This window comes from Verrucomicrobiia bacterium (assembly GCA_035629175.1).
Lineage (GTDB): Bacteria > Verrucomicrobiota > Verrucomicrobiia > Limisphaerales > DASXHY01 > DASXHY01.
Genome location: DASPIL010000042.1, coordinates 1 through 26,179, shown reverse-complemented (window position 1 = coordinate 26,179; position 26,179 = coordinate 1). Strand labels below are relative to the sequence as shown.

At 58.3% G+C, this 26,179-nt stretch carries 20 protein-coding genes and 1 riboswitch; of the genes, 8 read left to right on the top strand and 12 right to left on the bottom strand.

Translation table 11 applies throughout. The features are described from left to right. Positions 1-19: 19 nt before the first annotated feature. The 3 genes from VEH04_07070 to VEH04_07060 form a co-directional block, all read right to left on the bottom strand. Positions 20-3,232: an excinuclease ABC subunit UvrA gene (locus tag VEH04_07070; protein ID HYG22529.1), complete on the bottom strand. Its 3,213-nt coding sequence runs from the start codon at positions 3,230-3,232 to the stop codon at positions 20-22. 294 nt (positions 3,233-3,526) lie between these two features. Further along, a complete protein-coding gene (locus tag VEH04_07065; protein HYG22528.1) occupies positions 3,527-4,024 on the bottom strand; it encodes a hypothetical protein in 498 nt (165 codons plus the stop codon). Positions 4,025-4,047: 23 nt separating this feature from the next. Beyond that, positions 4,048-4,350 (bottom strand): DUF5069 domain-containing protein, encoded by a 303-nt coding sequence (locus tag VEH04_07060; protein HYG22527.1) that lies wholly within the window; start codon positions 4,348-4,350, stop codon positions 4,048-4,050. A gap of 382 nt (positions 4,351-4,732) precedes the next feature. Here VEH04_07060 and rpoD point away from each other — a divergent pair, with 382 nt between their 5' ends. Beyond that, positions 4,733-6,691 carry an RNA polymerase sigma factor RpoD gene (rpoD, locus tag VEH04_07055; protein HYG22526.1) on the top strand — a complete coding sequence of 653 codons (1,959 nt, stop codon included), beginning with the start codon at positions 4,733-4,735 and terminating at the stop codon, positions 6,689-6,691. A 415-nt stretch (positions 6,692-7,106) separates the two neighbouring features. Continuing rightward, complete coding sequence (locus VEH04_07050; GenBank protein ID HYG22525.1) at positions 7,107-7,817, top strand: metal-dependent hydrolase; 711 nt, start codon at positions 7,107-7,109, stop codon at positions 7,815-7,817. 13 nt (positions 7,818-7,830) lie between these two features. On the opposite strand, the gene rsgA is transcribed toward VEH04_07050, so the two are convergent. After that, positions 7,831-8,907 carry a ribosome small subunit-dependent GTPase A gene (rsgA, locus tag VEH04_07045; protein ID HYG22524.1) on the bottom strand — a complete coding sequence of 359 codons (1,077 nt, stop codon included), beginning with the start codon at positions 8,905-8,907 and terminating at the stop codon, positions 7,831-7,833. Positions 8,908-9,135: 228 nt separating this feature from the next. On the opposite strand from rsgA, the gene ilvA reads away from it, so the two are divergent. After that, positions 9,136-10,362 (top strand): threonine ammonia-lyase, encoded by a 1,227-nt coding sequence (ilvA, locus tag VEH04_07040; protein ID HYG22523.1) that lies wholly within the window; start codon positions 9,136-9,138, stop codon positions 10,360-10,362. Positions 10,363-10,377: 15 nt separating this feature from the next. Here ilvA and VEH04_07035 read toward each other — a convergent pair whose 3' ends face one another. The 4 genes from VEH04_07035 to VEH04_07020 all read right to left on the bottom strand — a co-directional run bounded on the left by VEH04_07035 (position 10,378) and on the right by VEH04_07020 (position 15,885). Continuing rightward, complete coding sequence (locus VEH04_07035; GenBank protein HYG22522.1) at positions 10,378-10,671, bottom strand: NIL domain-containing protein; 294 nt, start codon at positions 10,669-10,671, stop codon at positions 10,378-10,380. Positions 10,672-10,684: 13 nt separating this feature from the next. Continuing rightward, positions 10,685-10,960 (bottom strand): ubiquitin-like small modifier protein 1, encoded by a 276-nt coding sequence (locus tag VEH04_07030; GenBank protein HYG22521.1) that lies wholly within the window; start codon positions 10,958-10,960, stop codon positions 10,685-10,687. A 4-nt stretch (positions 10,961-10,964) separates the two neighbouring features. Beyond that, positions 10,965-12,221 (bottom strand): threonine synthase, encoded by a 1,257-nt coding sequence (thrC, locus tag VEH04_07025; protein HYG22520.1) that lies wholly within the window; start codon positions 12,219-12,221, stop codon positions 10,965-10,967. An 89-nt stretch (positions 12,222-12,310) separates the two neighbouring features. Continuing rightward, a riboswitch (SAM riboswitch) is annotated at positions 12,311-12,427 on the bottom strand. A gap of 332 nt (positions 12,428-12,759) precedes the next feature. After that, positions 12,760-15,885, bottom strand: coding sequence for a hypothetical protein (locus VEH04_07020; GenBank protein HYG22519.1), 3,126 nt, complete (start codon positions 15,883-15,885; stop codon positions 12,760-12,762). A 294-nt stretch (positions 15,886-16,179) separates the two neighbouring features. Here VEH04_07020 and VEH04_07015 point away from each other — a divergent pair, with 294 nt between their 5' ends. The 3 genes from VEH04_07015 (at position 16,180) to VEH04_07005 (ending at position 18,381) form a co-directional block, all read left to right on the top strand. Further along, positions 16,180-16,605 (top strand): DUF5069 domain-containing protein, encoded by a 426-nt coding sequence (locus tag VEH04_07015; GenBank protein HYG22518.1) that lies wholly within the window; start codon positions 16,180-16,182, stop codon positions 16,603-16,605. A 62-nt stretch (positions 16,606-16,667) separates the two neighbouring features. Then, positions 16,668-17,645, top strand: coding sequence for an ROK family protein (locus tag VEH04_07010; GenBank protein HYG22517.1), 978 nt, complete (start codon positions 16,668-16,670; stop codon positions 17,643-17,645). A gap of 139 nt (positions 17,646-17,784) precedes the next feature. Further along, positions 17,785-18,381 (top strand): HAD-IIB family hydrolase, encoded by a 597-nt coding sequence (locus tag VEH04_07005; protein HYG22516.1) that lies wholly within the window; start codon positions 17,785-17,787, stop codon positions 18,379-18,381. Here VEH04_07005 and VEH04_07000 read toward each other — a convergent pair. After that, the gene (locus tag VEH04_07000) at positions 18,372-19,931 is read right to left on the bottom strand and encodes an MFS transporter (protein HYG22515.1); all 1,560 of its coding nucleotides are present in this window, start codon (positions 19,929-19,931) and stop codon (positions 18,372-18,374) included. The two genes, VEH04_07005 and VEH04_07000, sit on opposite strands and share 10 nt — an antisense overlap. A 203-nt stretch (positions 19,932-20,134) precedes the next feature. On the opposite strand from VEH04_07000, the gene VEH04_06995 reads away from it, so the two are divergent. Further along, positions 20,135-20,926 (top strand): CheR family methyltransferase, encoded by a 792-nt coding sequence (locus VEH04_06995; protein ID HYG22514.1) that lies wholly within the window; start codon positions 20,135-20,137, stop codon positions 20,924-20,926. Between the two features lies 1 nt (position 20,927). Then, positions 20,928-22,712, top strand: a complete 1,785-nt coding sequence (locus tag VEH04_06990; GenBank protein HYG22513.1) for a GAF domain-containing sensor histidine kinase — start codon at positions 20,928-20,930, stop codon at positions 22,710-22,712. A 51-nt stretch (positions 22,713-22,763) separates the two neighbouring features. On the opposite strand, the gene VEH04_06985 is transcribed toward VEH04_06990, so the two are convergent. From VEH04_06985 to VEH04_06975, 3 genes are all read right to left on the bottom strand, one after another. Next, positions 22,764-23,459: a response regulator transcription factor gene (locus VEH04_06985; protein ID HYG22512.1), complete on the bottom strand. Its 696-nt coding sequence runs from the start codon at positions 23,457-23,459 to the stop codon at positions 22,764-22,766. Further along, the gene (locus VEH04_06980; protein ID HYG22511.1) at positions 23,434-25,521 is read right to left on the bottom strand and encodes a HAMP domain-containing sensor histidine kinase; all 2,088 of its coding nucleotides are present in this window, start codon (positions 25,519-25,521) and stop codon (positions 23,434-23,436) included. The genes VEH04_06985 and VEH04_06980 overlap by 26 nt, the downstream gene beginning before the upstream one ends. 22 nt (positions 25,522-25,543) lie before the next feature. Next, on the bottom strand, positions 25,544-26,179 hold a 636-nt coding region (locus VEH04_06975), incomplete at its 5' end, for a hypothetical protein (GenBank protein HYG22510.1).

Here is a 26,179-nt window from a genome sequence, read left to right as displayed (position 1 = left end):
GGTGGAGCGGGTTCAAACTTCACGACAAAACTCGTTCGTTCCGTTTGAACGAGTCAAACCGGCCGTGCGGGTTCGCGCGAGGAGGGAGCGATTCAACGTTGAGAACCGAGCGCAAGGCCGCACCCGTATGACTTTCCTCACAAGCGGCGACTTCCTCCGGGGTTCCGCAAACCACAACGCGGCCACCTGCGTCGCCCGCGTCCGGACCAAGATCAATCACCCAATCCGCGCACTTGATCACGTCGATGTTGTGCTCGATCACGAGCACGGAATGCCCTGCGTCCACAAGCCGTTGGAAGACCTTGAGCAGCACACGGACGTCGTCGAAGTGCAGGCCCGTCGTGGGTTCGTCAAAGAGGAAGAGCGCCGTGGATTTCGGCTTGTCCGAGGAAGAGGCTGCCGCGGACGATTCAGTGAGATGCCGCACGAGTTTCAAGCGCTGGCTTTCTCCGCCTGAAAGCGTGTTGATCGGCTGGCCGAGCTTCAGATAACCCAAACCCACTTCCTGGAGCAGTTGCAAACTGCTCGTCGCGCGCCGGGCAGGCTTCGATTCGGGGAAGCCTGCCAGAAATTCCACGACTTCATCCACTGTTGCATCGAGCGTGTCGGCAATCGACCAGCCATCCGCTTTGCGCGTCGAATGTTGACGATCGGCAATGGCAGCCGTGCCGTTGATCTTTACGGTGAGAATGTGCTGCCGATAACGGCGGCCGTTGCAATCCGGACAGCGGATGAAGACATCGCTGAGGAACTGCATCTCGATCTTTTCAAACCCTGCGCCGCGGCAGCGTTCGCATTGGCCCTGGCCTGAGTTGAAGCTGAACGCGCTGGCATTCAGTCCGCGCTGCTTCGCAATTTCCGATTGTGCGAAGACTTCGCGGATGTCATCGAAGGCGCCTGTGTAAACCGCGGGATTGGAACGGGGTGTCTTGCCGAGCGAGGATTGATCCACAAGCACAACAGAGTCGAGATGCTCGACGCCGCTCAACGTTGCAGACTGCGAACTTCCGCTCGCCGGAACATTCTCTGCGTCCGCACTCTCGTCCGAGGTTTCCGCTTCGTCGAGACCTTGCGAGGCCTTGCTGCCGTTCGCGGCGGCAAGGTTTTGCGATCGTAGTTTCGCTTCCAGAACGGGCAGAAGAACTTCACGAATAAGCGTCGTTTTCCCTGAGCCGCTCACGCCCGTGACTGCAACGAAGCGCGACAGTGGAATGTCGGCGGACACATTCTGCAGGTTGTGGCGCGAAGCATTGCGAATCGTCAGCGAACGGGTTCCTTCCGCGGATTTGCCGAATGGAACAGCGGCTTCGTTCAGCGCCAACACTTCACTGGAGCTGTTCTCCGAATTGTAAAAAGAAACGGGGCGTCGTTCGGGAATTTCGATGCCCGTTCTGCCGCCGAGGTATTTGCCCGTCAGGGATTCCCCGGAGTTCAGGATTTCGGCAAAGGTCCCCTGAAAAACCAGATTGCCGCCCGTCGCGCCGTGCCCCGGGCCGATGTCCACAAGTTGATCGGCGGCGCGCATGACGCTGGCTTCGTGTTCCACCACGACAACGGTGTTTCCCGCATCGCGCAATTGTTCAAGGATGCGAATGAGGCGGTCGGTGTCGCGCGGATGCAAGCCGACGCTGGGTTCATCGAGAACGAACAATGTGTTCACGAGCCGCGTGCCAAGGCATGTCGTGAGATTGACGCGTTCCGTTTCGCCGCCTGAAAGCGACCGCGTGGGCCGATCCAAGGTGAGGTAACCGAGCCCGATGTCGTTCAAGAAGCGAAGGCGGGATCGCACTTCCGAAAGCACGAGTGAAATGGGCTCGTTGGCTTTCGCGCCCGTCCGGCCGGCAACAATGCATTCAATCACTGCGAGCGCATCGCGGGTCGACAACTGATAGAAATCGGACAGGGTGAGGCCGCTCGCGGATTTGTCAGCTGAGGGAAGGCGATACAGCAAGGCTTCGGGCTGCAGCCGCGCGCCGCCGCAACTTGGGCAAAGCGTGTACGCACGGTAGCGGGACAACAGCACCCGCACGTGCATTTTGTAAGCCTTCGATTCCAGCCAGCGGAAATATCCCTTCACGCCATACCACGCGCGCGGCCATTCGTGTTCCGGATCCGTGCCGTAGTCGGGTTCGCCATTAATGACGAAGTCCTGCCATTTCTTTGGAAGTTGCTCGAACGGGACGTCCGTGGGGACTTTCAGCTTGCGGCAGGCGCGAAGCAGGTCGGCCTGGCTTTCGGCTCCCGTGCCGGTCAGCCAGGGACGCACGACGCCCTGCGCGATCGTTCGTGTTCGATCTGGAACCGCGAGGTCGTAATCGATGGAGATGACCCGTCCAAAACCCTTGCAGGCGGGGCAGGCACCAATCGGATGATTGAAGCTGAAGAGGGCAGGGGAAGGTTCGCGGAAATCGATATCACACTCGGCGCAATGAAACCGATTCGAGAAGAGCAGGGGACCTGCTGGATTGGTTTGAGCCCCAAGAAAGTGAATGGCCAGTTTGCCTTTGCCAAAATGATACGCCTGTTCGCACGCCTCCGTGAAGCGGGAGCGATTGGCCGGCGCGATTTTCACACGATCCTGCAAAACCGTGATCACACACAACGCAAGCCGATCGGGCGATTCCGGCGGAATTTCGGCCAGCCGCAAAATCTCCCCCTTCAGGAGAACGCGTTGATATCCCTGTTTCGCGATGAGTGCCAGCGATTCCGTGAGCGGCAGCTTGTCGCTCAGCGGTATGTCGAACGTGATGAGCACTTCCGCCGCATCGCGGCCGGCCGAAGCTGAAGCCGTGTCGCGCACCTGGTCCCAGATGCGTTGGGGTGAATCCTTGCACACGCGGCGTCCGCACTGCCGGCAGCGGAGTTCGGCCAGGTGCGACCACACGACCTTCATGTGATCGCAGATCTCGGTCATCGTTCCGACTGTCGAGCGGGTTGTCTTGACGGCGTTTCGCTGTTCGATGGCGATTGCGGGGGGAATGCCCTCGATGCTGTCGACCTGCGGCTTGTCCATGCGGTCGAAGAACTGCCGCGCGTAAGGCGAAAACGTTTCGATATAGCGTCGCTGGCCCTCAGCAAACAGTGTGTCGAATGCGAGGGAACTTTTGCCCGAACCACTCAAGCCTGTGATGACGATCAGTCGATTGAGCGGCAGGTCGAGGTTGAAATTTTTTAGATTGTGATGACGGACGCCTTTGAGACGAATGGCAGACCGCGCGGGTGGTTTGGGCATTGCACGCGCAAAATAGAGTCGCTTCCCGGGCGATGCAAGTGGCGCACCCCGGGGGCGACAAAATTATCCCGCAGATGGAACAGTTGCCCCAGGCGCGGCGTTCACGCGCCTCAACTCGTGGACAAATAATGTGACAGTCGGACCCGCGGTTGTTTTGCTCCAGGACTCCAGGGGTGTTGCGCAGTGCAGCGTTGGTACTGCGGTTCGTGCCAAGCCAAGCCACTCTCGCATCTTTAATGCTGAAGCAGGCTGAAGCCTGCGGTCCAGGCGAGCCGCTGTACGGTCTGCCGTCCGCTATCGCGCTTCGACGTGTCCTTCCTCGGGTGCACTGGGAAGGTCGTTCACGCGGCGTCTCAGAAGACCGCGGTAGGCACCGCCCACAATTCCCCCGAAGAACAGATGAGCAAACGCCACAACAGTCTCGTCGCCCCTCAGTTCCGGAAATGCCGCGCTGACGACAGCGAGATTCGCGGCGTAGAGGCCCAGTCCAACCAGCGCACCTGTCAACACCGCCCACAATTGAGCAATGCGGGAAACCGCCAGCGAGATCAGAAGCCCATACAAAAGCGACAACCCCAGATGCAGGGTCTTCGAAGTCATGATCGGCATCGCGACATCTTCAGGAAGCACCCGACCCATGACCACGGGCGCAAAGAACGTCAGTCCCGACCACGGGCTGGCACGGGGCACGACCATAAGGACAAATCCGGCAATCAAGCTGGCGATCAGGAATGCATTCCATTGAAGGCGTTTCGGCGTGTATCCCGGGTTATCTGTGTTGTCGTTGTTCATATGGGTTCCTGTTTGATGTGAACTCAACCGTGTTTTCCTTTGCCGGCATTGAGAGTGAGCCATTCTGCCACTTCTGCGTCCGAGGCGCCTGAGGCAACGATGTCCTTAAAGTCTTCCAGGCGAATTCCGGCTCTTCGGGCGAATGCCTGGTCAAAGGGGCAGCCAAATTGATAATCGCCCTGCCATCCTACGAGGGAAGCGCGGCACTTATCGAAGACGCGAGCTCCCCCGTCGAGGCCTCCGAGACTTTCACCCGGGGCCCGGGGCTCTTCCTGGCGCAAGTCCTTGGCCCACCGCTTCAGATCATCAATTTTGCTGGTTTTCACGAGATTAGTACGAATTAGCGAATTTCCGAACCGTCGTTTGAAACGCGTGCTTCTTCCAGTAGGCAAGCAACCCCATGGTCCCGGGGTTCCGGATTTGTGCCGATTTGTCATTTCCTGCTTGCAAGGGCACGGCGTTGTGTGGTGGAGTCGTCGCTCGCCCGGGGGGACCTTGGCGAACGGTAAACTGAGCTTACGTTTCACGCTGCGTCTATTTGCGTTCAGACGCTGCTAGTGTATTGTCCGTGAGCTTCAGTCTCCGGTGTTTGCTGTCTTCAAACGCCTCTGGCGGGCGAGCTTAGCGAAATCGAGCCCCGGCTGGTTCTACGTCCTGAATGGACGCGGAATGTATGAACTAAACACTGTCGAGGGCGTCTGAGTATTTATGCTGAACAAGAAATCGGTGAAATCGTCGAGCGGTCAGTCAAAACGGCACTCGCGAGGCAAAGAGCGAGTGGTTGCTCCCAAGCCCGTCGCGAAGCCGGTTCGCCGTCGATTTATCATTTCCAGCAAATCAGCGCAGGCTTTGCCAGGCAAGTCCGCCCAGCCCTTGCGCCCGAAAACCGAGCTTAAAAAGCCCGAAATCAAGAATTCTCACGGTTCGCATGGCCAGAAAAGCGATCATGGCCACGTCAAAGCGTCTTCGCCGTCTAAAATGCCGATTCAACCGCCACTCACGCCACCAGCCAATCCGCCGGTTCCGGGCGTTCCCGGAGCCTCCATTGACCTCACCGAAACCATCAAAACCCTCCTGCACCTCTCGCAGGAGAACGGATACGTCACGTACGATGACATCAACGATGTCCTGCCGGACAACCTGAATCCTGACGATCTCGACGAACTGTATACGAAGCTCCGCACGCTTGAAGTGGAGATCGTGGACCAGGCCGAAGTCGAACGCGCCAAGCCGGCACAGGCTGAGGAGGCCGACGAGGATTCGCGGCTCGAGATCCTGGACGACCCGGTTCGGATGTACATGAACCAGATGGGCAAGGTTCCGTTGCTCACCCGCGAACAGGAAGTCGAGATCTGCAAAAAGATCGAGGACGCCGAGCTCGACATGAAGCGCCTGGTTTACAGCCTGGGTTTCGCCGCGAAAGAGCACATTGCCATTGCAGAGAAGCTTTTGTCCGAGCCGCCGAAAGAACGCTTTGACCGGGTGATCGTGGACAAGCAGGTCGCAAATCGCGACCGCCACCTGAAGAACCTTCGCGTGTTGATCAAGAAGGTCCGGTCGATGGACACGGACGTCGACAACAGATTCCTGGGCTGGCGCAAGGTTGCCCAAAAGAGCCGCCGGGAGGCCATGCTCAAGGACCTGCAGAAGCTGGATAAGAAGCTCCAGGCCATGTTCCCCAAGTTTTATTACAAGCAGAAGGTCATTGAAGAAATGATCGTCGTTGCGGGCAACGTGCACGAGAAGTTCCAGGCGAGCCTGCGCCGTATCCAGGAGCTGGAGGGCATGCCCAAGGCGCAGTTCCGCACGGCCGAGATTGAATCGGAAAAGGCCAAGATCGCCACGCTGGAATTGTTCGTTCGCAAATCGCGCGATGAATTCTACAAGGCATTTGACGACCTGAAACTGTCGGCAGATCGCGCCCAGCAGGCCAAGACGCACATGGCGGAAGCCAACCTGCGCCTGGTGGTTTCGGTTGCGAAGAAATATACGAACCGCGGCCAGTCGTTCCTCGACCTGATCCAGGAAGGCAACATTGGGCTGATGAAGGGCGTCGAAAAGTTTGAGTATCGCCGCGGATACAAGTTCTCGACCTACGCCATCTGGTGGATTCGCCAGGCGATCACCCGATCGATTGCCGACCAGGCGCGCACGATTCGCATCCCAGTGCACATGATTGAAATCATGAACAAGCTCTGGCGCGCGCAGAAGCAGCTCACCCAGGAGCTGGGACGTGAGCCTACGCCGGAAGAGCTGGCGGATGAGATGCACATGCCCGTGAGCCGAATCAATTCGCTGCTCAAAATGGCGCAACAGCCGATCTCCCTCCACGCGCCCGTAGGCGACGAAGGCGACGTGAGCGTCGGCGACTTCATCGAAGACAAGTCGGCCGAAAATCCGTCGGATGTCACCAGCTACAGCCTGCTGAAGGAAAAGCTCGGTGATGTGCTGACAACGCTGACCGAACGCGAACGCAAGATCCTGGAGATGCGCTTTGGGTTGATCGATGGATACGAGCGGACGCTCGAGGAAATCGGCAAGATGTACAATGTCACCCGCGAACGCATCCGCCAGATTGAAGCGAAGGCCCTCCGCAAGCTGCGTCATCCGACGCGTGTGCGCCACCTTCAGGGCTTTTTGGAAGCTGAGGAAGAAGCAGCGGCGTAGGCCAGGATTCCAAACCAATTTCACAAGCGGCTCGAGCAATCGGGCCGCTTTTTTTGTGCGCTGCGCGCTTGGCTCTCCGCGTGTGGCAGGAGCGGGGAGAGGGAGTGAAATCGGCCCTGAATCTGGACCTGTGCTTCCTCTGCGAGCTTCTGTTAAAAACATTTGGGTGCAGTTTAGCCTCCGCAAAGGCGTTTAACAGGAGGCCGCAGAGATGGCAGAGACGAAGAAAAGAGCCCTGCCGTTTATGTGGGTGCCTCCTCCCCCCGGGCCCCCTCCTCCCGCTTCGCTCGGCAGAGGGGGAGTTTAATCAACCAGTTTGATCACCCACTTTAATCAGCCCTCACGGGCGCGGGGATGTGCCTCCCTTGACCCATGCGCTGCGACCATGAATAGTTGCGGCATTCATCAGAGGATTATGAAACTGACCTATTTCGGACATTCCGCGTTCCTGGTTGAAACTGCCAAGCATCGCCTCCTCTTCGATCCGTTCATCACACCCAACGAACTCGCCAAGAATATCAACATCAATGGAATTGAGGCCGATTTCATCTTGATTTCGCATGGCCACGCGGACCATGTCGCTGATGCCGTCGCAATCGGGAAGAGAACCGGCGCAACGCTCATCAGCAATTTCGAAGTCTGCAACTGGTTCGAGGCGCAGGGGATCAAAAAGACGCATGCGATGAACCATGGCGGCGCCTTCCGATTCGATTTCGGCGCGGTCAAATACGTCAACGCCATTCATTCGAGCAGCATGCCGGACGGAAGTTACGGCGGGAATCCAGGTGGGTTCGTGGTCGAGACGCCCGAAGGCAATTTCTATTACTCAGGTGATACCGCGCTGACGATGGACATGAAACTCATCGGCGAATCCACGCAATTGAAGTTCGCGATCCTCTGCATTGGCGACAATTTCACGATGGGTCCCGATGACGCCCTGAAGGCAGCCGACTTCGTGCGTTGTAATCACATTGTTGGCGTGCATTACGACACTTTCCCGCCGATCCGCATCGATCATCGTGAGGCTGTGGCAAAGTTCCAGAAGGTGAGCAAGCGTTTGCATCTGCTTCAACCCGGGGAATCGATGGAGTTCAGCGAAAACTCCGGCAAGCCGCCGGCTGACTGATTTTTCGGAAGGATTAATCCTCGCTGGTCTTGATCGGTTGTGCGGCTGCGCGGCTTCGCTCGGCACCTCGCGCTCGCTTGCGTTCCACGAATTCGCGCTGTCGCGCCGCCTCGTTCAAAAACTTCAGTTCGCGCGTGAGCTTCACAAAGGACTCATAGCGTTCGCGCGGCAGTTCTCCCTTTTCGACAGATTCAAGCACGGCGCAGCGTTTTTCCGATGTATGGCTGCAATCCCGGAAATGGCAGCGCAATGCGATTTCCTCAATGTCCGCAAAGGCTTCCCTGCTGGTCTCGCCCGACATCCACATCTGGAACTCGCGCATTCCAGGCGTGTCGATCACGAGCCCGCCGTTATCGAGCACGATGAGTTCGCGCCAGGTGGTCGTGTGCCTGCCCTTGGCGTCGCTTTCCCGAACCTCAGTGGTCGGCAGGATGTCCTCGCCATAGATGTGATTGATGAGTGTCGACTTTCCCACACCTGACGCCCCGATGAACACGACGGTCTCGCCAGGACGGACGAGTTTTTTGAGGCGGGCCATGGCGCGGCCGGTCTTGGCACTGACGGCGATTGTTGGGGCTTCGCCCACAATGCGTTCCACCGTCGCATTCTTCGCCTCAATATCATCACAAAGATCGGCCTTGTTGAGAACGATCACTGGCCGCACCCCGCCTTCCACGACCATGGCGAGATGCCGCTGAAGGAGGCCCGGGTTGAAAGAGGCGTCGAGGGCCTGGACGATGAAAGCGATGTCCACGTTCGTGACCATCACCTGTTCCTCGGTTTCCCGGCCAGCCACCTTGCGGGACAGCTTGGTCCGACGTGGCAGGACAAAATGGATCTGGGCTCGTTCCGCTTCGCCTTTAACCAGGGAGAATACGACCCAATCGCCCACCTTCGGGAGCAAGGCGCGATTGCGGTGCTCGTGCAGGAACTTGCCAGTGACTTTTCCAATGAACGTGCCTGCATCAGCGAAGATCACAAAGTGATGCTTGTCTTCGACCGCGACGCGGCCAGGGAGCAGGCTTGGCTTTGCGATCGCATCGAAGCTCTGTTGCAGTTCGGCGTTCCACCCGAGCGATTGTATGGTCATCCGTTTCGCCGCCATTGATGCCTAGACGCTAGCTTGAATTGCTCGAGGCGGCAAAGGGCAAAGAGACAGAGGCGTGCGCCCGTCCGGCCGCAGCAATGTGCGAACTGCCCAACACTTTGTGATTTGCCAAAGCCTTCGCATCGCGAACATTCCTGCGCTCCGAGGCGGGCGCATTGTTTTGCGGCGATTGACACGCGAAAGATTTCGGCGGTTAGTGAACGGATGGTCGTGCAATTCAATGATGTTCGGGCCGCGGCGGAACGCATCCGCGGGCACGTGTATGAATCGCCTTGCCCTTCTTCCATTCCGCTTTCCGAAGCAACGGGAATGCAGGTGTTCTGCAAACTCGAATATCTCCAACGCACGGGAAGCTTCAAGGAGCGCGGCGCGCGGAATGCGCTGCTGCTCCTTCCGGTCGAGCAGCGGAAACGCGGTATCGTCGCCGCTTCCGCCGGAAACCACGCGCTCGGCCTTGCTTACCATTCACAGTTGCTGGGAATCCCCGCCACAGTCGTGATGCCGCGATTCGCGCCGCTGACCAAGGTCGTGAATTGCCGCCGATTCGGAGCCCGCGTCCTCCTTCACGGCGCAAACCTTGGCGAAGCTCGCCAGCATGCCGACGAAGTTCAACAACGGGAGGAACTCACCTACATCAATGGCTACGATGATCCTCCAATCATCGCGGGCCAGGGGACCATTGGATTGGAAGTCATCCGGCAGGTTCCCGATCTCGACGCGATTATTGTTCCCGTGGGTGGCGGTGGATTGATTGCGGGCATCGCGCTTGTCGTGAAGCACCTCAAGCCGGACATCAAAGTCATCGGCGTGGAACCTGAGCGCGCTGCAAGTTTTACCGCGGCGCTGAAGGCGGGACAGCCCGTGCCCGTGGAACTTCAGCCCACGCTCGCCGATGGATTAGCCGTCGCCCAGGTGGGCGGCAACGCGTTCGCCGTGGCGCGCGATCGGATTGATCGCATGGTGACCGTTTGCGAACGCGATCTCGCCTTGGCCGTGCTGCGGCTGGCTGAATTGGAAAAAGGCGTGGTGGAAGGCGCGGGCGCGGCGGGACTGGCTGCCTGTCTTGCTGGAAAAGTGCCTGAGCTGAAAGGGAAGAGGGTCGCGCTCCCGCTATGCGGCGGCAATATTGATCTCACAATGCTTGGCCGCGTTCTCGATCGTGGTCTGGCGTCGGATGGCCGCCTTTGCAGGTTTACCGTGACAATCAGCGATCGACCCGGCGGGCTCGCGCGCTTCGCTTCCATTGTCGCCGAAGAAGGTGCGAGCTTTGTGGACATCAACCATGACCGAGCATTTGGCGGACAGGATCTCAGCACGGTCAGCGTTCATTGTATCGTGGAGACTGAAGACGCCTCGCACATCGAACGGCTCCGCGTGCGGCTGAATCGCGAAGGCTTTGAGTCGAACGGATTTCAGGAGCTGCAGCGAACGGCATGAAGTCCGCGCAAAGCCTCAGCTTTCGATCACGTTAATCTCAACAGGCTCGACTTTGACGCCGAGCTGCTCAAGCCAGGTGATCGCAGCTTTCACCTGGTCACGAGCGCCATCCAATTCCAGGCAGACAATTCCAATCTCGTCGCTGACATTCACCTGGCGCAGGTTGGTAACCACCTTGAATTTCTGGCCGAGTTCCCAAATGAGAGGCTTCTTGATCAGCCGAGGCGGATACATCAGCCAGAGCCGCCGCTGCGTCGGCGTCTTGAGGGTCGTCTTTTGCACGCCCGCTTTTTTGGTCTTGGTGGCCATGATCTTGAGTGGACTAACCGCCTGCAATCGCGGGGATGATGCTGATTTCGTCGCCATCCTTCAGGGGCGTGTGCTGGTTCTTGAGGAAGCGGATGTCCTCCTCGTTGACGTACACGTTGACGAAGCGGCGCACCTCGCCTTTTTCATCGATCAGCCGTTCCTGGATTCCAGGATAGCGGGTTTGCAATTCATTGATTGCGTCGCCAATGGTTGCCGCCTCGACCTCAACGAGTTCCTCGTTGTTGGTCAGTTTGCGGAGCGGGGTGGGGATGCGGACTTTCTTTGCCATAAATCTATGCGGTTAACTTCACTTCATTTTCGACAAGCGCTTCAAACTCGCGAAGGCTCGGCTTGATCTCGCGCGGCTTGCCGCAATGACCATCGACCGCGTCGAGCGTCTTGAGGCCATTTCCTGTGATGCAGAGGACGGCGGAATCGTTCGCGGGAATTTTTCCCGCGGCAATCAGCTTCTTCGCGACACCCACTGTAACACCTCCCGCGGTTTCCGCGAAAATGCCTTCGGTCTCGGCCAGCAAGCGAATCGCGTCGCGAATCTCATCGTCCGTGACATCGTCTGCCGCGGCGTCGGTTTCCTTCATGACTTTCAACGCGTAAAAGCCGTCGGCGGGCGTGCCAATGGCCAGCGACTTCGCGATCGTGTTCGGCTTGACCGGTTTGAAGAAATCGAGGCCGTTCTTTTGCGCAGCGGAAATCGGGGAACAACCCGTCGCCTGCGCGCCGTGAACATGGGTTTCAGATTCCTTCGCAAGGCCGAGCTTGATGAGCTCCTGGTAACCCTTGTGAATCTTCGTGAGCAATGAGCCCGAAGCCATGGGGACGACGGTGTGTTGTGGAATCTGCCATCCGAGTTGCTCGACGATTTCGTAGGCCATGCTTTTGGAACCTTCAGCGTAATAAGGTCGCATGTTCACGTTCACAAACGCCCAGCCGAACTTGCCTGCGATCTCGGCACAAAGCCGGTTGACTTCGTCGTAATGGCCTTTGATGCCGATCACGTTGGCGCCATAGATGAGCGAGTTGAGGATCTTTCCCTGCTCCAGGTCGTGTGGAATAAACACGTACGCCTTGAGGCCTGCGGATGCGGCATTGGCAGCGACGGAGTTGGCGAGGTTGCCCGTGGAAGCACAGGCGACCGTGGTGAACCCGAGTTCGCGGGCGCGGCTGAGTGCGACGCTCACAACGCGGTCCTTGAAGGAGAGCGTGGGATAATTGACGGTGTCGTTCTTGATCCAGAGTTCGCGGATGCCGAGGCGTTTGGCGAGGCGATCGGCTTTCACGAGGGGGGTGAATCCCACCTGCAGTCCGACCGTGGGGCTGGATGCAACGGGAAGCAATTCGCGGTAGCGCCACATGCTCTTGGGACGGGACGCGATGCTTTCGCGCGTCAGTGACTTTTTGATGTGATCGTAGTCATACACGACCTCGAGCGGTCCGAAGTCGAATTCGCAAACGTGCGTTGCGGTGAGCGGGTATTCGCGGCCGCACTCGCGGCATTTCAGCGCTCTCATGAAGCTGTCAGTCTTGTCCATAAAATCGTTCTCTGGCGCCTGCCAAACTCGAGGAGGGTAATAAAAAAACCCCTTCTCGCGTGAGAAGAGGTTTCAAAGTGCGCGCGCTCTTCTCATTTTCCTCCGGTTTTTTCGGAGCTGGAATTGGCACCTGGACATTGCAAATCGCGCTGCAACCGGTTGCCGTGGCGTCTTCGGGCCAGTCCCTCGACCACTCTTTATGAGTTCGTTGCTATCAACGAATGCGGATAAATTGATTGGAACCTGCCGCAGTGTCAAACGCATTTTTGTTTTTTGGTCAGCCGAAGGCTGTGATTGGAAATGGGGCGCGAATCTCCGTTAATCAGGCGCGGGTTGCGGGCTGCAGGACACGGATTACACTGATTGGCACGAATTCTATGTAATTTTTCTGATGTCGCCACATCAAGCTGTTGCAGGCGCGTTGGTTGCAACAGATTGAGCCTCGACTGCATCCATGGATCGATTTTTCATCCGTGTTTCGCGCCCACAAGCTGTTGCAATAAATGCCAAAGAAGGGGATGTGCCGATCCAGCTCTCGCTAGTCCTGCAGAAGGACTCGATACATCCGCTGGCCGTTTGTCGAAACCGCCTCCGTCATGAAGCCCGACTGGCCGACGATGCTCTTCCCTGACGCGGTTGCCTCCCACGCGTGCGAGCTTGCTTCGTCCCGCTGCTGCACCAGATACGTGCGGCTCGAGGTGGCGGGCCATCGGACGGAGATCGCTGCGTTCGTGATGGCGATGGTTAGCCTCAATACCGAAAGAGCGTTGGTCGGATTCGTTCCTGCCTTGAATTCATCGAAGTCCGCAGAGCCATCCAGATCGAAGTCATCCGTTCCATCTCGATCCGCTGTGTCGAAAAACATCGTTTCCCATTGGTCATCCATCTTGTCCCCGTCCAGATCGACAATCTCCTGAGCCGACGGAAGGCGAAGCCTGTAGACATTCAGGAATGAACCTGGATGGGAAGTCGACAAATCCCTCGCGGTACTTTGGAAAAACAGGTATTGGCCATCGCCGCTAAACACAGGCATTTGTGAGCTGCCGCCTGCGGCGCGATCCTCCACAACACTCGCGCTCACCAGGAAGGTTGTATCCGTGTGCCGATCAAACAGGACAAGATCCGCTCTTCCATTCGCATCGTTCGGAACGTCGAGCGCCGAAATGGTCCGGTACACGATGAATCGCCCATGGGGGCTTACGATCACACTTCGAGCTCCGGCAGTTCCCACTTCGGGCGCGCCATGACGGCGCGAGACCAGCCGGCTCAATCCCGATGCTTCATCGAACTGATAAACGTCGCCGCGAAATGGGGGAGAGGACAGATAAGCCAGCACGTCGCCCTCTTCGCTAAAGCTTCCGACCCGCCCCGCATTCGTCGCCACAACCGTAAGGGTGTGGGAATTCAAGTGCTCAACGTTGAGCCGGAATCCCACCAGCATGGCAAGCTTGCTGCCGTCAGGACTGATCGATAGTTCACGAACGTTCGAAATATTCGTGTAGACGCGCGCCCCCGCTTGCGTGTCCCAGATATGAACGCGCGCAGCCCCAAACCCGGAAGGATACGCAAAAAATGCAATATGGCGTCCATCCGGGGTCATCGTCCCGAACCCGGTATTCCATGGGTGCTCCAGCAGGGCACGGGTGACTCCCGTGGACAGGTCGCGCACATAAAGGCGTTCCGATCGATATACCGCCGGGTCCGAGCCGCGTGCCAAATTCGTGGCGTAGCTGGCAAAAAGAACAAAACGGCCGTCGCTGCTGATTCTTGGGTCGAAAGAATAATGAGAACCGAAACTGACTCCATTGCTTCCAACGCTCACCAGCGATGTCGTGTTCAACACAAGGTCTCGCAGAAAAATGTCCTGCGCCCGGTTGAAATCCGCTGGAACAAGATTGTCGGCAGCGCTGCTGAATACCACATAACGGCCATCGCCGCTGATCGCCGGTTCCGAAGATGCTCCCAACGCGGCGCCGCCTGTGATCGATACGCTGATCAGACTCGTAGTGCCGGAATCCATGTCACGAACAAACACGTCCTGCACACCGTTCGTATCCCCAGGGACGAGGTCGTCAGCGTTGCTGCAGAAAACAATCCGGGATCCATCGTGGTTCGCCGCGCCCGTCGAGATCCAACTGTGGCCATTCCCACCCATGCTAGGCGCCGGGGTTGACCTTGATGAGATCAACCCAATCGTTTCGCTTTGCAGGTCGGCGATGAAAATATCGGTGCTATCGTTGAAATCCTGTGCTGCCAAATCATCCTTCGTGGAATCGAAAACAAGCACACGGCCTTCTGAATCCATCGACCACGTTTCGACCAGCGCAGGCTGTTGCGTTATGGAATCGCCTTGATCAACCCTGCGGGTCGTGTTGTTCACAAGGTTTCTCACATACAGGCGCGTTCCGGGCTGCAAAGCCTCAGCCGTAAGATTCGTCGAAGTGCTGATAAATGCGACGTGGCTTCCCGACGCGCTCAGGATGGGCTGGCGCACATCTCCCGAGGCTGAATCTTCCCCGCCAAATTCCGGCGTCGCCAATCTTGCGCTCCCCGTTTGCTCATCCCAAATCCACAGCGAACTCGCTCCAACAGCATCCTGCTGCAAATACGCAACAAACTGAGCGTTGCTGCTCACTGGATTCATGTCGATACCAGACATGTGAAAGGAATCCACCAGCGCGTTTGTCGCAATAATGGTTGTCGATCCTGTGATAATGTCGAAGCGCAGAACGAGGCCGGGTCCCGGTTGCGATCGGTGTGGATAGGTTTGGAAGACAACATGCGTTCCATCGCCACTGAATGACGGATTGCCCGAAAGGCCATTGGATCCCCCAAAACATTCTTGATACAGCGCGCGAGCATTCGTGCTGGCCCATAACGTTTGATTTGCAATTCGGTCTCGAATGTAGAGTTCCCCTGCGTGACGCGCGGCAGGGACCAGGTTCGTAGACCCGCTGAAAAATGCCACGTAGCGGCCATCAGGCGAGATCGCCGGCGTGGCGCTTCCGCGGGGAAACATTAAAAACGGCTGGTAGATCTGTCCTGTACTGACCAATGAAAGGGTTCCCGACTGCGTATCGGCCAGAAAAATATCCGGCTCCCGGTTGGTGTCACCCGGCGCGAGATTGTCCGCATCGCTGCAAAACGCAACATAATGCGCGTCGCGCGACATCACAGGATCGCGGGATTCAAAGTTTCCCTGAACCGCGCCGTTGCAGCTGATTAAGTGCGTTGCATTTGCAAGTCGATCGCGCATGAAAACATCGCCGGCCCGGTTGGTGTCACCCGGCACAAGGTTATCGGCCTCGCTTCCGAATACGACGTATCGGCCATCCTCGGAAATACCACAGGGATACGAGCAGCCATTCCCGCCGCCACCCGAAGCGCTCACGCTGATGAGGCTGATCGAATTCTCAACCCGATCTTTCAGGAACACATTGACGTCGGGTTTGAGGTCCGTCAGACGAGTGGCAAGAAGATCAGATGCCGCGCTGGCAAAAAGGACATATCGCCCGTCGTGACTAATAATTGGCGCTGCGGAATCAGAATCGCCCGTTTCGCCCCCTGGGAACGAAGCGTTCCGTTCCGAGATAAGGAGAGGCGCGGCTTTAAGGGGGAATCCGGAAAGAACCGCAACAACGCATACCAGGAGGTTCCGACCCATGACGATCCGACCTCCTCTAAAACCGATCGAGGCAATATTCAAGCAATCGGATTATGGAGAACTCGGCGAGGTGGCGTCAAGAGACGAACTCTCCGTGGGCGCACCACGAATTTGTCTCGTGTCGATAATTTGTCTCGTGTTCGGTTCGGCAATCTACAATTCCGAGCCGTCGTCCTAGGATTGCGCCTCAAGATGCTGAGATTCCAAATTGGGTGACATTGACACGGGTTCAACGCGCCTTCATATGATGGGCATCGCCGCGTTCGCAGGCGTGTTGGAATCTGTAGAATGACTATGAACGAAATCATTTATCCCCGCAGCCCGCGTGAAACGATGTGTGGCTGGATGCATCTGCCGCGCTTCATCGACAAATTGCGCCTGCACTTCGCCGGGAGGCTGCACCCAGATTACCAGCCGAACCTTTGCAAGGGATTCGACGGCTTGTGGCTCGAGCTTGCAGGCGTCGATGCCGAACAGTTCAAGGAAGTTGTGCGGCGCAGCATCACTGACGGAGAGGTCTGCGACTGGGTTTTGAAAAACGTGAAGAAACCCGACTCAGTGAAGGACGAGCATCGCCGCCGCATGATGGATTATCCCACGGCTGACGACGTCACGGGACAGGACCGCTTGAAGCAGCGCAAGGAACAGAGCGGGTTGTCGCATCGCGAGGATATCCGCTGTTTCGTCGATTACATTGACGCCGACGAAAAGCGCGGTTGAGGTTTGGGCAACTCGCCCCATTTCCGGTGTGCAACCCTGCGTTAGGTTGCGCGCACACCTTAATGAAGAAACCCGCTGCGGTCGGAATCGACGTCGGAGGCACCAAGACGCTATGCATTCTCGTCGATGAAAAATGCGGCGTTCTTGAAGAGATCAAATTCAAGACGTCCCCGGATGAAGGCCGTGATCAATTCACTGAAACGTTGCTGAAATCAGTGAAACGGCTGGAGCGCGCGGCCGGAAAGCACAAGCGCGAAATCGCTGCCATCGGCGTCGGTTTCGCGGGACTTGTCGATGAGGAAAAGCTGAAGGTGAAGCAGTCGCCGAATCTCGTTTGCCTTGAGAATTACCCCGTCGGCAAACACCTGAAGGAAGCGATTCCCGGGGCGAAGATCATCATCGGCAACGATGTGCAGTTGGGCGTGTATGGTGAACATCGCCTCGGCGCGGCAGTCGGATGCGCTCATGTGATCGGAGTTTTCTTTGGAACAGGGGTCGGGGGTGCCGCCATTATCGGGGATCGCCTGCATCTGGGGGCAAGCGGCCTGGGCGGCCAGATCGGCTGCCTGCTGGCGCAACCCGTGGGAGGGCGCGAAGCGGCGCTGAGCCATGGGATCATCGATCGCATCGCCAGCAAGGCAGCCATCGCGAGTGAAGCCCTGGCGATGGCTTCCAAAGAGTGGGCGCCTTTTCTTCGCAAGAAGGTCGGCAGCGACATGTCAAAGGTGGGATGGGGGGTGCTGCGGCGCGCGATTGAGCATGGCGACAGTCGCATCGAGGAAATGCTTGGGGCGCGGATGCGCGTGGTTGGCATCGCGCTCTCCAACGTGGTCAATTTTTTGAATCCAGAGATGGTGGTGTTAGGCGGGGGCTTGATTGATGAGATGCCCAAGGTGATTGTGCCTGAGCTGGAAAAAGGATTGCGAGAGTACCTGGTGCCCGAGGTCGGCGCCGCCTTGAAGGTCAAGCCGGCAAAACTGAAGGGCCTGGCCGTGGCATTGGGCGCCGCGCACAAGGCATTAAAGACGGTGGATTTATGAACCCGGCAAAGTTTGCGGCATTGGCAACGGATTACGACGGCACGATTGCGCGTCATGGTGAAGTGGCGCCTTCAACCTTCCGCGCGCTGAGCCGCTGGAAGGATTCGGGCCGCAAACTGTTGCTGTCACAGGCCGTGAATTGCCGGATCTCTTCAACGTTTGTCCGTTCACGGGGATTTTCGACCTGCTGGTCGTGGAGAACGGAGCGCTCCTTTACAACCCCGTGACGCGTGAAAAACGCCTTCTCGCCCCCGAACCGCCCAAGGACTTTGTCGATTACCTCCGCTTGAAGGCTGTCAGCCCGCTCTCAGTTGGAGGCACGATCGTGGCAACGCAGGAGATATTTCACACCGTTGTATTGGAAGCCATCGAGAAGCTCGGGATCAAGTGGAAGGTGGTCCTCAACAAGGGGGCGCTGATGGTACTGCCGCACGATGTGGACAAGACTACCGGGCTGACTGCGGCGCTGAAGGAATTGAACATCTCGGCAGCGGACACCGTGGCCGTTGGCGATGCCGAGAACGATCATGCGTTCCTCGCGTTCTGCGGTTACTCGGCGGCTGTCGCCAATGCGCTGGATTTCCTGAAGAAACAGGTGCACTACGTGACCACGGCCAGCCACGGCGCTGGCGTGGAGGAATTAATCGACAAGCTGCTGGAGTCGTGTGCGCCCGATTGTTCCGAGCATGTCGTGCAACAGGAATTCGCGCAGCCCGGATTCTCTTCTCAACGGTGAATATCCTCGAGCTTAACGCCCGAAGTCTCGCGTCCTTTCCAGGCCAATGCAGTTGCGGCGGCCAGCAGCGGCACACATAACGACAAGGCTGGAACCGCAAGGCCAGGAAAGGCCGAAAGGATGAATGCCACGCCTGCGGGCCCAACCACGCCGCCCACCTTGCTGCTGCCGGCAGTGACACCTCCGCCTGTCGCACGCAAGCGCGTGGGATAGAGCTCGACGCTGTAGGGCGAGAGCATTGCAATCATGCCGCTCAATCCGATCAGCAAAGAAACCGTAAGTGCCGTGAACCAGGCTGTGCTGTCGCCAGGCTTGAATAATGCGAATCCCACAAGGGTCGTCGCCGTTGCGAGGGCAAACAGGATCATCGTTTTGCGGCTGCTCCAGAAACCGTACAGCAGCGCCACGAGCGCACAGCCGGGGACGGCGAACAACGCAGACTTCGCCAGCAGTCGATTCGCAATCTTCCCATCCAGCTTCAGGTAATCCTGCAAGATCGTTGGCAGCCAGGTCAGAAATCCCCAGTTCACGAGGCCCCACGCAACACCATAAAGGCACACGGTGAAGGTCAGGACGGCGTAGGGTTTTCGAAAGAGTTGTGCCGCAGAAGGCCGCGCTGGCGGTGCGGCCGCGGTTCCTGTAACGGGCACCAGATCGATGTCGAATTTCGCAAGGGTTCGCCGGGCTTCCTCCACACGTCCTTCGTGCAGGAGGAATCGTGGCGACTCCGGAATGAAGCGGCTGAGAAGAATCACCAGGAATCCGGTGGGCACGTTGAGGAGCCACAGCATGCGCCAGCTGAAGATCGGTTCCAGCCACGCCGCGGCGCCGCTCGCCGCAAGGTAACCGCCCGCGGTGCCCAGCCCGCCCACGAGCACCGACAACCAGCCGCGATGCCGGGACGGAATGATTTCGGCCAGCAAGGCGAACACGATCGGCAACATGCCTCCCGCCGACATTCCCATGAGCAGGCACATCAACAGATTCCATTTGAACTCGGGCATGCATCCGCAAATCCCTGTTGCAACAAACACGAGCGAAGCCAGCAGGATGGATCCGCGGCGTCCCATGCGGTCGGCAAGCACGCCCCAGATGATCGAGCCCAGCGTTGTGCCGATCATCGCGAAGAACGGGAGCAGCGATGCCTGCCGCGCGGAAATGGCATATTCATGGCGAATGCCGGGAACCACAAAGCCGAGTGTGGCGGGTTTCATGACGTCCACAACCAGCGCAATTCCAAGCACGCTGATGAGTTGCCAATGCTTGCGATTCAGCCGCACGTCATCCATCGCATGCAGCTGGAAATCGCGGCTGGCATCAGGAGCGCCAGTGTGGACAGGAAAGAGGCCGTAGGCGGTGAGGGCGATGCCAATGATGATCAACACCATCCCGAAATGCATCAGGTGCGACATGGGGTTTCCATGCATGATGAAGGCCGAGTCACGCTGCGCAATGTAGTCGGGAAGGTGCAGTGTAAATCCGATGAGGATGTAGAGCGTTCCAAACCAGAACGCCACGGAATGCCTGTCGACGAGACTCTTTAAATTCACAGAACGCGCGCAGAGTAATGAAGGGCGGCCGGAAAGCAAAAAAACACTTTGAAAATCGGCGCGATTATGGTCAAACACTCGAGTCCATTTTGAACTCGTTGGCCTACATCCATTTCGAGGGCGCAGCGCCGAAACATCTGGTTCGGGAGCTTCCGGGGCCATGCTCGCGGCCGCGTTCTGCGGCGCCCTCAAGAGCCCGGGCGGTGCGGAGAAATCCACCCTCCGCGATTCATCCGGAACCGTTCGCCGTATGGCTGCTGCAGCAGGCGGGTCTCGATCCCGCAGCGTACCGGGCGATCGCGGTGCAGCGCCGTGTCGCGGCGTGTTTTCGCCTTCTGCGTGTCGATTCCGGAAAAGCCGCGCGTGAGCTGCTGGAACGGCAGCCTCACCTTGTTCCGCGAACGCTTAACGTGCTCCTCATTGGCGTCACTGAATTCTTTCGTGATCGCGCCGTGTTCGAACATCTGCGCCGCGTTTCGATTCCCGAGCTGCTTGCCGGACGCGGCCGTTTGCGCGTGTACAGCGCGGGGGTGTCGGATGGGCAGGAACTTTGTTCGATGGCAATGCTGCTGGCGGAAGCCGGCGCGCTGGCGGGCAGTTATCTGCTGGGAGCGGACTGCCGGCCTGAGGCCATTCATCGCGCCCGATCAGGATGCTACAGTGCCGGAGCGGTATCCACGCTGGAATTGGATTGGCGCGAGCGTTGGTTTGAACGGGAGGGAGGGATGTTTGTTCTGCGACCCGAGATTTCGCGCCATCTTCATTGGTCCGTGGAAAATGTTCTTACCTATCGATCTATCAACGAGTGGGACGTTATCCTGTTCCGCAACGTGGCGATTTACCTGGAGCCAGCGCAGTCCGTGTTGATCTGGGAGACCATTGTCTCGCGACTCTCGGTGGGCGGATTGCTGGTCACCGGAAAAGCTGAACGACCGCCTGGTCAGCTGCCGATGACGCGAATCGCGCCGTGCATCTTTAGAAAGGAGGCGGCTTGAAATGAATTCCGGAGGTGCAGTCGGACGAACCTATTCTGCCGCCGTATCGGTCGCTATTTTTGCCGTTTCTGTCGGCCTGATGGCATACGTGCGCCTCTACTTGTTCCCCGATCGGTTCATCACGCTGACCTACGGCCTGCCGTTATTGCTTTGCCTGTGGCATCGCGACCGCAAACTGCTCTGGGCGATGACAGGTGTCTTCATCGCGATGTCGGCTTACAAAGCGCTTTATCTTCTTGCGCCGCGGGATCTTTGGACAACGTTGCATTGGCAGATGCAGGTTGTGAACACGGTTGTCGTGGCGCTGGCGGTCGACATGATTGTGCGCCTCCTGGGCCGGCTTGAGATTCAAAATCAGCAGTTGCAGCAGACCAACGACGAACTCGCCGCCCGCGATGAGGAGATAAGCCATCAGAACGAGGAACTGCAGGCGCAGGCTGAGGAAATGGCGCAGCAGAATGAAGAATTGCAGCAGCAATCCGAGGAACTGCAGCAACAGGCGGAAGAGTTGCAGGCTCAGTCCGAAGAACTCCACGCGACCAATGATGAATTGACTCAGCGGGAAAAAATGCTGCAGACGCTGTTGCAATCCCTGCGGGTCACCACTTCCGATGATTCCGTGCTTCAAGATATCTGCCGCTGCGCGCTCGAACTGCTCGGCGGCTCGGGGAGCGCCGCTGCCGTGGTGCAAGCTTTGGACGAGCAGGTCGCAGTGACGGCATCCATCGGCAGCATTGGGCGTTCGCAACGGCTGCTCCCGCTGAACGGTTCCTTTGCCGGGATTGTCATGCGGCAAAATCGCACGGCCTTCGTCGAGGATCTCGATGCGCGCCGCGATCTTGCGGTTCTCGCGTCCGATGGTTCGTTTCCGTTTCGATCCGTATTGTCATCGCCTGTTCGGCTGGATGACGAACCCGTTGGCGCCGTGGAAGTGTATTCAAACCGTCCCCGCCTCTGGACGACCGCGGATTTCCGCATCATCGAATGGGTTGCCGCGCAATGCTCGCTCATTCTCGAGGTGCGCCGCCTGCACGAAGCCCTGGCGGAAACAAACAATAATCTAGAAAGGCTGGTTGAAGACCGGACGGCGCAATTGCGCGAGATGGTGGATGAACTGGAACATTTTTCCTACAGCATCACGCACGACATGCGCGCGCCGTTGCGGGCGATGCAGGGCTTTTGCGAGCTGCTCGTGGCGAACCAGCTGGATGAAGCGTCGCGCCGGGATTTTCTCAATCGCATCATCACCGCCGCGGGGCGCATGGATCGCCTGATCACGGACGCCCTCAGCTACAGCCGAAGCGTGCGGCAGGAACTGCCCTTGCGACCCGTCGACACGCGAAAGCTCCTCAAGGGAATGATCGAATCGTACCCGGAGTTTCAGCCGCCCGGCGCGCGCATCGAAGTCGCGGACGATTTGCCGACGGTGTTTGCAAATGAAGCAGGATTGACGCAGTGCTTCTCGAACCTCTTGAACAACGCGGTGAAGTTCGTGGAACAGCGCCAGCAACCGCACGTGAGAGTGCGCGGTGAATACCTGGATGGCGTGGCGCGTATCTGGTTTGAGGATAATGGAATTGGGATTCCGCGGGAGTTGGCGCCGCGCATGTTCGGCATGTTCCAGCGCGGGAGCCGTCAATACGAGGGCAATGGAATTGGGCTGGCGCTCGTTCGCAAGGTCACGGAAAGAATGGGTGGTAAAGTCGGGGTCGAATCCGAGCCTGGAAAGGGCAGCCGCTTCTGGGTGGAACTGAAAGCCTGCAACGAAATCGTCGACAGCCGCTGAGTTCGCTGCCGTCATGTGATGTGCCCTTGTTGCCGCGGTGAAGATCCGCCGTCAACCGCGCAACCGATATCCAACTCCGTGAACCGTGAGCAAATGTCTGGGTTCGCTTCCCTGGTCGCCGAGCTTGCGCCGCAGCTGCACAATCACCTGGTCGAGTGTCCGCGTCGTTCCATAATAATTCACCCCCCAGACCTGATTCAGCAGCTCATCGCGCGATAGCACCTCGCCTTTTCGCGCCTGAAACAGTTGCAGCAGCTTGAGTTCGCGCGCGGTCAATTCCTCGACCACGCCGTTGCGCCGCAGTTGAAACGTGCGGGCGTTCACCTCTGCATCACCAATCCAGAACACCTCGCTTCCGTTTTCGTTTTCGGCGACGGCGGGAGAGGCTCGCCGCAGCAAGGCATGAATTCGGGCCAGCAGTTCGCGAACGCCAAAGGGTTTCGTCACGTAATCATCGGCCCCGAGTTCCAGTCCGACCACCTTGTCGATCTCCTGGCCTTTAGCCGTCAGCATCAGGATGGGCGTGGCGACATTCCTGGCGCGCAGCCGCTTGCAAATGTCATAACCGCTCGCGCCCGGCAGCATGACGTCGAGAAGAATCAAACCGGGCCGATGCTGTTCCACCGCGGCTAGGGCCTGATCGCCGCGCGCGCAGGAAGCGACTTCGAATCCTTCGGTGCGCAGCAACTCCTCGAGTCCGAGCAGAATGTGCGGATCATCCTCAACCACCAGGATTCTCGTTTTCATAATGCGAATTCAGAGTTGCGCGCTGGCGGCTTGTGTCTGCGCTCCAAGGAAGCCTCAGGCAGAACACACTGCCGCCGCCTTCGCGCCGCTCGCAGGTAACATCGCCCCCGTGTGCCCGGGCGATCTGCCGCGCGAGCGTGAGTCCCAGTCCGGATCCCTGGATGCCGCTGCTGAGGGAATCATGGGCGCGATAAAATTGTTCGAAGATGCGCTCCTCGGCGCCAGCGGGAACGCCGAGGCCGCGATCTGCTATCCGCACTTCAGCAAAGGGTGGGGAGCCCTTCGAATGCGAGACCGTTACGCATACATCCTTCTGCTCACCCGAATATTTTTCCGCGTTGGAAAGCAAGTTGAGGATCACTTGGGAAATGGCATCGCAATCCGCATGGATCTTGATCGCATCTGCCTCGAACTCGGTGTTTAACGTGAATTGATGGTTTTCCAGGTGCGGTCGATACGACTCCGTGGTCTCGCGGACCAGTTGGTTGAGATCACAATCTCGAAAATCATATTTCTTCTCGCCTCGATCCATGCGCGAGAAATCGAGGACGTTGTTGATGAGGCGGGTGAGGCGCGACGTTTCCGCCGTGATGATGTTCAAGTAGGAGCGCTGCCTCCCTGGATCCGTCACCCGGCCTTCCGCGAGCATTTCCGAAAACATGCGAATGGCGGTGAGCGGCGTCTTGAGCTCGTGCGACACGTTGCTGACAAAATCTGTTTTTTGACGCGCGAGCTGCAGGTGCCGGTTGAGATCACGAACGATCAACCAGCTGCCAGTTCCAATTGCAACGATCAGCAACGCGACCAGCAGGCTGACGGTGAATCGAACGGTTCGCGCAGACGCCGTAAGCTGGCCAGGATTCAAGAGGTAAGCCGCCACCTCCCAATGCGGCAGCGTTTCGCCTATCTCAGTCGCCACAAACGGACGTTTCCAATCGCCCTGGAACGATTTGTCTGAAAGAGCCACGGGCTTGGCAGCGTCATTGAGCAAGGCAATGCATAATTCTGTGCGGAGCTGGCGATCCACTGCCGCCACGATCGGCGCGAGTTCATGAACGAGGGAAGCGAGATCCAGTTGCGCTCCGAAGATGTAGCGGGGCTGTTCGGCCGGGCGATACCAGAACAGGATGCTGAGTTGATTGTCGACGAAGCGCGCGAGCGTGCCCTGGCTGGCGTTGCCGATCAGCTGCTTGAATTCGGCTTCGGCCGGGGCGATTTTCGAGAGTTCCTGCTCGTGCATGGCATCCTGCAAGGGTTGTTCCTTCCGAAGCGGCTCGAGTTTTTTCTGCGGCTGTATGGCGCGAGTTGGCGCCGACTTCAGTTGCACCATGTTTTGAGAGGACGAAGGCGGCGGCGCGGCGCGGGATGCGGTCTGGCGGGGAGCGGCGAGTTGGGTGCGTTCGGAACTCTGGATGCCAGCCGAGCTGGTGTTCTGGGCGAGGGGCTGATCAGAAAGGGAATTGTTAACGTACACCTCAGCCGGTTCCCGGTTCTCCAGGAATGATTCGTTCAACTCGCGGAACAGTTGCGCATCCTTGCGGCTGTTGGTTCCGGGCGAAAGAATGTCGCCGCCCGTCGTCACCACAAATCCGACCTTGGCAGGCGGCCAGTTTGTTTTCAGGCGTTCATCAAACGAGGCGGCGATCTCGCGGGCGGAATTTCGCGCGAGCATCGCCTCGATCCTTCGGCTGAAATCCTGTTGGTGTTGCGCCATCAGGTCCTGCACGCGTTTTGCCGCTCGATCAGTCACGCCCTGGTAGAGTACTGACTGCTGGCGTTCAATGACGATCTGCTGGTCACGGAGCGAGCGCAATGCGAGCCATGCCAGCACGAGGCTGGGAATGAATACCGCGAGCACGAACAGAACCGCGACTTTCCGCATCGGAGCAGCATTCAAGGAAGGTTCAGGATTTGCAAGGCGCATGGGCGGGGCAAGCGTGGCGCTGCGCAGAAGGCAAACCCGTAGCTGCAGAAGTTTCAGTCTGCTGTATCGCGGTATCCAACCCGCCAGGCGGTGATAGCCAGCCAGGCCTGGACGCGGCGACACAGCAGGTTTGGACATCTGCGCTACGGCGCGGCGGATCTCATTTCGAGTTGCGCGTGGAGAACGATTCGGACGATAACGCTTTGCGGGTGGGCGCATCGTAGCGGCCGGATTCGAGTTGCTGGCTGCGGTCCTCCAGATTCTTGAGTTCGCGTTCCATCGCGGCCTGCGCCGGCGCGGGGGCGTATTGCACGTTGTTCTGCAGAATGATCGACTGCTTCTTCAGTTTGCTTGCGGCCGCCGCCAGGTTGCCTGCATCCGCATCTGCAAGGGCTTCATCTTTCAGAACGCCGGTGTAGAACAGTTCCTTTTCGGCAATCACGGCCTTGTTCACAGAGCGGCTCGCCACCTCGCGATCTTCAGTGAAGCGCACGCGCAGCGTTGCCTGCGAGTTTTGAGATCCGCCTTCGATTTCATCCGCATAGGCCACGTTGACCTGGGCGATCTCGGGGGTTTCTTCGACCACGCGGCAGCGCAGGAAGAGTGTCCGCGTCTGGCCGCTCGTGAGGTGGCTCAGCTTCACAACGGACCGCTGGTTCTCGAACGTCTCAGTGCGTCCGATGAATCCCAGCGGTTTGACGCCGCGGGGGCAGATGATCTCCAGCTGCACATCACGCGCAGCGATCGTCAGCAGTTCCCCCAGCTCCTTGGCGAAAATCTGCGGCAGGCTCTCGGT

Bases quoted from the DNA above. Each gene is read 5' to 3' on its own strand.
- VEH04_06980 (HYG22511.1), bottom strand. From the start codon at position 25,521: ATGTCCAAACCTGCTGTGTCGCCGCGTCCAGGCCTGGCTGGCTATCAC.
- VEH04_07010 (HYG22517.1), top strand. From the start codon at position 16,668: ATGAAGAAACCCGCTGCGGTCGGAATCGACGTCGGAGGCACCAAGACG.
- VEH04_07035 (HYG22522.1), bottom strand. From the start codon at position 10,671: ATGGCCACCAAGACCAAAAAAGCGGGCGTGCAAAAGACGACCCTCAAG.
- VEH04_07030 (HYG22521.1), bottom strand. From the start codon at position 10,960: ATGGCAAAGAAAGTCCGCATCCCCACCCCGCTCCGCAAACTGACCAAC.
- VEH04_07070 (HYG22529.1), bottom strand. From the start codon at position 3,232: ATGCCCAAACCACCCGCGCGGTCTGCCATTCGTCTCAAAGGCGTCCGT.
- thrC (HYG22520.1), bottom strand. From the start codon at position 12,221: ATGGACAAGACTGACAGCTTCATGAGAGCGCTGAAATGCCGCGAGTGC.
- rpoD (HYG22526.1), top strand. From the start codon at position 4,733: ATGCTGAACAAGAAATCGGTGAAATCGTCGAGCGGTCAGTCAAAACGG.
- VEH04_06985 (HYG22512.1), bottom strand. From the start codon at position 23,459: ATGAAAACGAGAATCCTGGTGGTTGAGGATGATCCGCACATTCTGCTC.
- VEH04_07050 (HYG22525.1), top strand. From the start codon at position 7,107: ATGAAACTGACCTATTTCGGACATTCCGCGTTCCTGGTTGAAACTGCC.
- VEH04_07015 (HYG22518.1), top strand. From the start codon at position 16,180: ATGAACGAAATCATTTATCCCCGCAGCCCGCGTGAAACGATGTGTGGC.
- VEH04_07065 (HYG22528.1), bottom strand. From the start codon at position 4,024: ATGAACAACGACAACACAGATAACCCGGGATACACGCCGAAACGCCTT.
- VEH04_06990 (HYG22513.1), top strand. From the start codon at position 20,928: ATGAATTCCGGAGGTGCAGTCGGACGAACCTATTCTGCCGCCGTATCG.
- VEH04_07020 (HYG22519.1), bottom strand. From the start codon at position 15,885: ATGGGTCGGAACCTCCTGGTATGCGTTGTTGCGGTTCTTTCCGGATTC.
- rsgA (HYG22524.1), bottom strand. From the start codon at position 8,907: ATGACCATACAATCGCTCGGGTGGAACGCCGAACTGCAACAGAGCTTC.